This is a genomic window from Sphingopyxis sp. (assembly GCF_036402335.1).
In the GTDB taxonomy this organism is placed as follows: Bacteria; Pseudomonadota; Alphaproteobacteria; order Sphingomonadales; family Sphingomonadaceae; genus Sphingopyxis.
This window is the reverse complement of sequence record NZ_DASWTD010000080.1, coordinates 1-7,472: the sequence shown is the minus strand read 5'-3', so window position 1 is coordinate 7,472 and position 7,472 is coordinate 1. Positions and strand designations below refer to the sequence as shown.

General features: G+C 68.5%; 7 protein-coding genes and 1 pseudogene. 7 read left to right on the top strand and 1 reads right to left on the bottom strand.

Going from position 1 to position 7,472, the window contains the following annotated elements:
• Positions 1 to 354, bottom strand: a pseudogene (locus tag VGD20_RS02445) (protease modulator HflK); the annotation flags it as partial.
• Between the two features lie 91 nt (positions 355 to 445).
• Here VGD20_RS02445 and VGD20_RS02440 point away from each other — a divergent pair.
• The 7 genes from VGD20_RS02440 to VGD20_RS02410 all read left to right on the top strand — a co-directional run.
• Positions 446 to 1,435, top strand: coding sequence for an Mrp/NBP35 family ATP-binding protein (locus VGD20_RS02440; protein WP_331132932.1), 990 nt, complete (start codon positions 446 to 448; stop codon positions 1,433 to 1,435).
• Complete coding sequence (locus VGD20_RS02435; protein WP_331132933.1) at positions 1,435 to 1,857, top strand: CoA-binding protein; 423 nt, start codon at positions 1,435 to 1,437, stop codon at positions 1,855 to 1,857. The genes VGD20_RS02440 and VGD20_RS02435 overlap by 1 nt, the downstream gene beginning before the upstream one ends.
• The gene (locus tag VGD20_RS02430) at positions 1,854 to 2,450 is read left to right on the top strand and encodes a hypothetical protein (RefSeq protein ID WP_331132931.1); all 597 of its coding nucleotides are present in this window, start codon (positions 1,854 to 1,856) and stop codon (positions 2,448 to 2,450) included. Before VGD20_RS02435 ends, VGD20_RS02430 begins: the two co-directional genes overlap by 4 nt.
• A gap of 54 nt (positions 2,451 to 2,504) precedes the next feature.
• Positions 2,505 to 3,218 carry an SIMPL domain-containing protein gene (locus VGD20_RS02425; protein WP_331132930.1) on the top strand — a complete coding sequence of 238 codons (714 nt, stop codon included), beginning with the start codon at positions 2,505 to 2,507 and terminating at the stop codon, positions 3,216 to 3,218.
• A 74-nt stretch (positions 3,219 to 3,292) separates the two neighbouring features.
• Entirely contained in the window at positions 3,293 to 5,581 is a 2,289-nt protein-coding gene (locus VGD20_RS02420) for a xanthine dehydrogenase family protein molybdopterin-binding subunit (RefSeq protein WP_331132929.1), read from the top strand.
• A complete protein-coding gene (gene hemH / locus VGD20_RS02415; protein WP_331132928.1) occupies positions 5,578 to 6,549 on the top strand; it encodes a ferrochelatase in 972 nt (323 codons plus the stop codon). Before VGD20_RS02420 ends, hemH begins: the two co-directional genes overlap by 4 nt.
• Before the next feature lie 94 nt (positions 6,550 to 6,643).
• Positions 6,644 to 7,472: DUF1963 domain-containing protein (locus tag VGD20_RS02410; protein WP_331132927.1), on the top strand; the 829-nt coding region annotated here is incomplete at its 3' end.

Here is a 7,472-nt window from a genome sequence, read left to right as displayed (position 1 = left end):
GACGGCCACGCCGACCACGCCCCATTTCCAGAACTTGGCCGAATCGCCGAAATTGAACTGGCCGCTGCCGCCCGAGCCGCCGCCGAACCCGCCGCGCCCCTTGCGCAGCAGTTCGTCGAGCGCCGAGGGGCCGCGCGGCTTCTGCGCGCGCCGCTGGTCGGCGGGATCGGGGGTAACCCATGGATTGCGCGGGCCGGGCTTCTTGCCGTCGCCGCCGCCCTTGCCGCCGTCACCCTCGCCCTTGCCGGGGCCGCTACCCCAGGGACTATTCGCCATCTGGCTGATCTGATGGAAAAATTGCCGCAATCCTCTCGGGCTGCGGCGTCCCATGCTGCCGTCAATCTTGTCGTTCATAAGGCTTTTATAGGGTCGGCGGGCGCGATTAACAGGGGGTGCGCGCGAAAATGGCTGGCAATCGCCCGGATCATGCCTATCTGCGCCGGACATGACCGAGCAAAGCGCCGATATCGCCCGCCTGACCGCCGCCGCATCCGAGCTTAGCGAAGGGCGCGCCTCGGGGCTCCGCCTGCTCGACGACAAGGGGCTGCTCGCCGTCGTCCTCGACGTGTCGGGGATTGCCGTCGAGGACCGCAAACCGCTCGAAGACAGGCTGCGCGCCGGCCTGCTCGCCGAGGCTGGCGTGCGCCAAGTGCGCATCGCGATGACCGCCGAGAAAAAAGCGATGACGCTCATCGCGGTCGGCAGCGGCAAGGGCGGCGTCGGCAAATCGACCCTCGCCGCGAACCTTGCGGTCGCGCTGCGCCGGCGGGGCGTGAAGGTCGGGCTGGTCGACGCCGATATCTATGGCCCGTCGCAGCCCCGTCTGATGGACAGCGAGGGCGTCAAGCCCGAAGCGCGCGGATCGAAGCTTGCCCCCGTTCCCAATGCTTATGGCGTGCCGATGCTGTCGACCGGCCAGATCGCGGCGCCCGGACAGGCGATCGCGTGGCGCGGCCCGATGGCGGGCAAGGCGCTCGAACAGCTCGTCGATGCGAGCTGGGGCGAGATCGACACGCTCGTCGTCGACCTGCCGCCGGGTACCGGCGACGTCCAGCTGACGATGATCCAGAAGCACAAGCCCGCCGGCGCGGTGATCGTGTCGACCCCGCAGGACCTGGCGCTGATGGACGCGACGCGCGCGATCAGCCTGTTCGAGCAGGCCGACGTGCCGATCATCGGGCTCGTCGAGAATATGGCGGGTTACGCCTGCCCGCATTGCGGCGAGGTCAGTGATCCGTTCGGCAGCGGCGGCGCCGAAGCGGCGGCGAAGACAATGGGGCTCGACTTCCTCGGCCGCGTGCCGCTGTCGATGGGCATCCGCCTCGCGAGCGATGGCGGCGTGCCGCCCGCGGCCGGAACCGACCCGGCAGGCGAGCCGTTCCACGCGATAGCGGCGAAGGTCGCCGACTGGCTGAACACACGAAAGGGGCGATGATGGCGGTTAACGATGAAAACGAGATTCGCGAACTGCTCGGGCAGAAGCGCCGCATCGCGGTCGTGGGCGCTTCGCCCAATCCCGCGCGCGCCTCGAACGGCGTCCTCGCCTTCCTCGTGCGTCAGGGGCATGACGTGATCGCGGTCAACCCCGGCCACGCCGGCAAGACGATCCATGGCGCGCCCGTCGTCGCGACGCTCGCCGACGTCGAGCCCCCCGCCGAACTCGTCGATATCTTCCGCAACAGCGAAGATGCCGGCACCGCGGTCGACGAGGCGATCGTCCATGGCGCCAAGGCAGTGTGGATGCAGATCGGCGTCATCAACGAGGCCGCAGCGAAACGCGCCGAGGCCGCCGGACTGACCGTGGTCATGGACCGCTGCCCCAAGATCGAAGTCCCTCGGCTCGGCCTACTCAAGTGAAGGCAGCGGTTTCAGCGCTCGCCGCAACGGCGCTGGCGGGCTGCGCAACGACATCGGCGGCGGAAAGCCCGCAAAATGCCTTCTTCGATGCGCTCTCGGCGCACTGCGGCAAGGCCTATACCGGCAAGCTCGCAAGCGACCAGGACGCCGACGCCGAGATGCGCGGCAAGACGATGGTGATGCATATCCGCCATTGCTCAGCGGACCGCATCGAAATCCCATTCCATATCGGCGGGCTTGGCCCCGACGGCGGCTGGGACCGGTCGCGGACGTGGATCATCAGCCGGACAACCACCGGCCTGCGGCTCAAGCACGATCATCGCCACGCCGACGGCACACCCGACGCGGTCACGCTCTATGGCGGCGACACCGCAGACAGGGGAAGCGCGACGCGTCAGACCTTCCCCGTCGATGCCGAATCGATCGCGATGTTCACGGCGACCGGCCGCAGCGTTTCGAACAGCAACATCTGGTCGGTCGAAACCACCGGCAACGGCTTCACTTACGGACTGAACCGCGAAGGAAGACATTTCCGCGTCGCGTTCGATTATGCCAGACCGGTGACGCCGCCGCCCGCGCCGTGGGGCTGGTAAGGGGAACCCTTTCGCCCGTCATGCGCTAGCCCGGCACCGGACGGGAGAAAAACCATGCGCACCCAGACCCTTATGCTGATCCCTTTGCTCGCGCTCGGCGCGTGCGGCGAAAAGGCGCCCGACCCGCGCGGCGTCGGGCATGACGAAACCTTGCTGTCGGTCTCGGCGACGGGGCGATCCGAGACGCGGCCCGACGAAGCGCGCTTCACCGCGGGGGTCAGCACGATCGCCGCCTCGGCGGAAGCCGCGACGCAGAAGAACAACGAAACGATGACTAAAGTGACCGAAGCGCTGAAGGCCTTTGGCGTCGCGAGCAAGGACCTCCAGACCCGCCAGCTCACCGTGAACCGGATCGACTGGGGCGCCAACAAGGGCAAGTTCGAAGCGGTGAACCAGGTGGAGGTGCGGATGCGCACGGTCGACAAGGCAGGCGAGGCCGTCGCCGCAACCACGCAGGCGGGCGCCAACGTCCTGTCGGGCCCGACGCTGCGCGTCTCCGATCAGGAAGCCGCGACCAAATCGGCCTATGCCGCCGCCTATCGCGCGGCGCGGGCGCGCGCCGAGGCCTATGCAGGTGCCGCTGGGCTCAAGATCAAGCGCGTGCTGACGATCCGCGACGGCGGCGACAATGCGCCGCCCATGCCCTATTATGAAATGGACGCCGCCAACCGGGTTGCCCCCCAAGCCGCCGCAGCCGCCCCGCCCTTCAATCCGGGCGTCAGCGAATCGCAGGTTTCGGTGCGCGTCGATTTCGCGCTGTCCGAATGACGGTCACGCGGGCGCGGCCGCGATAGACCAAAAGGCTTTGCGTCGCCGACTCGCGCCGCTTATCAGCGTCGTCGATGGTCGGCATTCGCGACACTGTGGGGAAAAACAAATCGCGCCTGCCGCGCGTCAGCCGCCGCCAGATGCTGGTCGGCGCGACCGCGGCGGGAGGGCTTGCCATCGCGTGGGGCCTGTGGCCGCGCGAGTATCGGCCGAACCGGACCGCCGCGCCCGACGAGCATGTCTTCAACGCTTTCCTGAAGATCGGCGACGACGGACATATCAGCGCGATCGTCCCCCAATGCGAGATGGGTCAGGGCGTTACGACATTGCTCCCCCAGATCATGGCCGACGAACTCGGTGCCGACTGGCGTACGATCGCGGTCGAAACCGCCCCGATCAATCCGCTCTATACCAACACGCTGCTCGTCGACGAGGATAGCGCCACCTTCACTCCGCGTGCGGGCGTTCCCGATTTCGTGTCCGACGTGCGCAGCTGGGCGCGTCGCGAATGGGCCGTGCGCAACGCGGTGATGCTCACCGCGAACGGCTCGTCGGTGCGCATGTTCGAAGGCCCGTGCCGCGCCGCGGCGGCGCAGGCGCGGGCGCTGCTGATGATGGCCGCGGCGAAGCGCTGGGACGCCAATTGGGAAGAATGCGACACACAGGACGGCTTTGTCGTCTTCGGCAGGAACAAGCTGCGCTTCGGCGAAGTCGCGGCGATTGCGGCGACGCTCGAACCGCCCGTCGAGCCCGTCTATCGCGCGAGCAGCGCCGACCCGCTCTACGGCAAGGAGCTGACGCGACTCGACCTGCCCGCCAAGATCGACGGGTCGGCCAATTATGCCGGCGACATCCGCGTGCCCGACATGGTCTTTGCGGCGATCCGGCAGGGACCGCTCGGCGCGACGCGGCTGAAGGCGATCGACCGCAAGACGGGGCTGGCCTCGCCCGGCCTGCTCCATGTCGTCACGCACGATCGATGGGTCGCCGCGGTCGCGCGCAACTGGTGGGCCGCAAACCGCGCGCTCGACCGCTTCGCGCCGGTGTTCGAGACCGAAGGCATCCCGGTTTCGACCGACGGCATCGACAAGGCGTTGAAAGCCGCACTGAAGGACGACGGATATCGCATGAGCAGCGTCGGGGACGTCGGAGAGGCGATGTCGGGCCGCACGAAAATCGCTGCCGAATATGCCGTCGCCCCGGCGCTGCACGCACCGATTGAAACGCGCACTGCCACCGCCGCGCCCGACGGCGTGCGGATACGCGTCTGGGTCGCGACGCAGGCACCCGCGCAATGCCGCGACGCGATCGCCGCCGCCACCGGTCTCGCGCGGGGCAATGTCGTCCTGTTCCCGATGATGGCGGGCGGATCCTTTGACGCGTGCCTCGATCACAGTGTGGCGGTGCAGGCGGCGATCATCGCGCTCCAGATCAAGCGCCCGGTTCAGCTCGCCTGGTCGCGCGCCGAAGAAATCATGCGCCTGCCGCCGCGCGCACCGGCGCGAGCCAGGCTCACCGCGACGCTCAACGCCGCGGGCGGGATCGACGCGCTGGTCACGCGCATCGCGGTGCCGCCAACCAACCACGAGGTGCGCGAACGCCTGTTTGCGGGCACGCCCGCCGACGTCGCGCAACGCGCCGCGGCGGGCAGCGCCGATGCGGCCGCGGTCGAGGGTGCGGCAAGCGGCTATGCGATACCGCACATGGCGGTCGATCATTGCCCCGCCGATATCGGGCTGCCGACCGGACGCTGGCGCGGCAATGCCGACAGCTACACCGCCTTTTTCACCGAATGTTTCGTCGACGAGATGGCGGCGCGCGCGGGAACAGATGCGCTTTCCTATCGCATGGCGATGCTCGGCAATGCGCCCCAGCTCGCGCGCTGCCTGCTCACCGCGACCAGCCTCGGCGGCTGGGAGGGCGGGTTGTCGGGGACATCGCAAGGATTGGCGTGCCACTCGATGCGCGGCAGCCATATCGCGCTGATGGCGACCGCACGGCAAAGCGACCGCGGGTTGCGGGTCGAGCAACTGGTAGCGGTGGTCGACGCCGGCCGGCTCGTGAACCCGGTGATCGCGCGCCAGCAAATCGAAGGCGGGCTGATTTTCGGCCTCGCCGCCGCCGTGGGCGCGACCACCGACTATGAAGGCGGCGTCGCGACCGCACGCAAGCTCGGCCAGCTCGGATTGCCCGACCTGTCGCAGACCCCGCAGATTCTGGTCGAATTCATCGACAGCGACCGCGAACCGGGCGGGCTCGGCGAAATCGGCGTACCCGTCGTTGCGCCCGCGATCGCCAATGCGATGTTCGCGGCGACCGGCCGCCGCGTCCGCCGTATCCCGCTATCGGCGCATCCAGCGTGAGCGTGCCGACGCAGATCGGCGTGCTGCTCGTCAATCTCGGCACCCCCGATGCGCCCGATGCGCGGTCGGTGCGACGCTATCTCGCCGAATTCCTGTCCGATCGCCGCGTCGTCGAAATCCCGCAAATCCTGTGGCAGCCGATCCTGCGCGGGGTCATCCTGCCGACGCGGCCGAAGAAATCGGCCCATGCCTATGCGCAGGTATGGACCGATGAAGGCTCGCCGCTCGCCGCGATCACGCGCGCCCAAACCCATGCATTACGGGCTGCGCTCGGCGAGCCGGCGCAGGTCGCCTATGCGATGCGATATGGCGAACCGGCGATCGGCCCGGCGATCGACGCGCTGATGGCAGCGGGATGTCAACGAATTCTGGTTGCACCGCTCTATCCGCAATATTGCGCCGCGACCACCGCGACGGTGGTCGACGCCGTGTGCGCGCATCTGAAGACGTTGCGACGTCAGCCGGCGCTGCGCTTCCTGCCGCCCTATCACGACGACGCTGCCTATCTGGACGCGCTCGGGCAATCGGTCGAAGCGGGGCTCGCGGCCCTCGATTTCGCCCCCGACGTGCTGCTCGCGAGCTTCCACGGCATGCCCGAGCGAACGCGCACGCTCGGCGATCCCTATCACGACCAGTGCCAAACGACTGCGCGCCTTCTGGCGGATGCGCTCGGCCGCCCCGTCGAGGTCGCCTTCCAGTCGCGCTTCGGGCGCGCCAGATGGCTCGAGCCGGCGACCGACGCGCGGCTCGAACAGCTTGGACGCGAGGGCCGCAGCGTCGCGATCTTCGCGCCCGGCTTTTCGGCCGATTGCCTCGAAACGCTCGAGGAACTCGCGATTCGTGGCAGGGAGCAGTTCGAGACGGCAGGCGGGCGGCAATTCGCCTATCTCCCCTGCCTCAACGCCGACGCACCGGGCAAGGCGATGCTGGAAGCGCTGGTGCGCCGCGAACTCGCCGGCTGGCTCTGATCGCCGCCGCTTACCAACTGTTTAGGTCCATGCGCTAGATTGCTCCGATGTGGCGCCGGAAAGGTGCGGCGCCGCGCATATTTGGAGATACGCCATGGACCAGCTTCAATCGGCAGCGCTGACGCTCGCCGGCGCCACGCTGGTCTTTCTGGCGATCGTCGTGGCGATATGGTGGCTGCGGCGTCCGCGCACGGCCCCTGCCGCACCGCGCGCTCCCCGTCCGCCCCGCGCCCCTGGCGAAAGCCGGCTGCCCAGGCTGCCGAAGCTGCCCCGCAAGGCGAATCCCGAACTCGATCATGTCGAGATGGCGCCGTCACGGCTCGCGCGGATCAGCCGCAAGACGCCGCTCGACCAGCTGAGCGACGGTGGCGGTGATGACGGTGAATCCCGATCGACGCCCGATCCGGTTGCCGATCACGAGTCGGCGAGCGTCGAGACCATGCTCGAGTCGAAGGTAGCCGAGGTCGAGCAAGTAGCGCGCGATGCCGACGCGCACGGCACCGACACCGACGAAGAGGAAAGCATTGACGAGGCCGGCAGCGACGAGCCCGAGATCGGCGAACCCGGTGCTGAGGCGGTCACACTCCGACTGGTCCCGCAAATCCCGCCGCGCGACGCGATATCGACGTCGAGCTGGCTTGGCGGCCGGCCACGGCTGCCCGGCGGCATGGAATGGCCAAAAATCGGCGGCGAGCCCGCCGACTTCCTCGCGCAGATCGACTGCGCTGGCCTGCCGCCGGACCTGTGGCACGGATGCGGACCGCGCGATGGCGCGCTCGCTTTCTTCATCCATCGCCGCAACCCGGACGTGCGTGTTTTCCATCTCCGCGATACCGACGCGCCCGTGGCTCCGCCGCAGGCGCTCGACGACCGGGACGGCTGGTTCGCACCCTACGGCGGTATCGGTTTCGGCGACCTCGCCG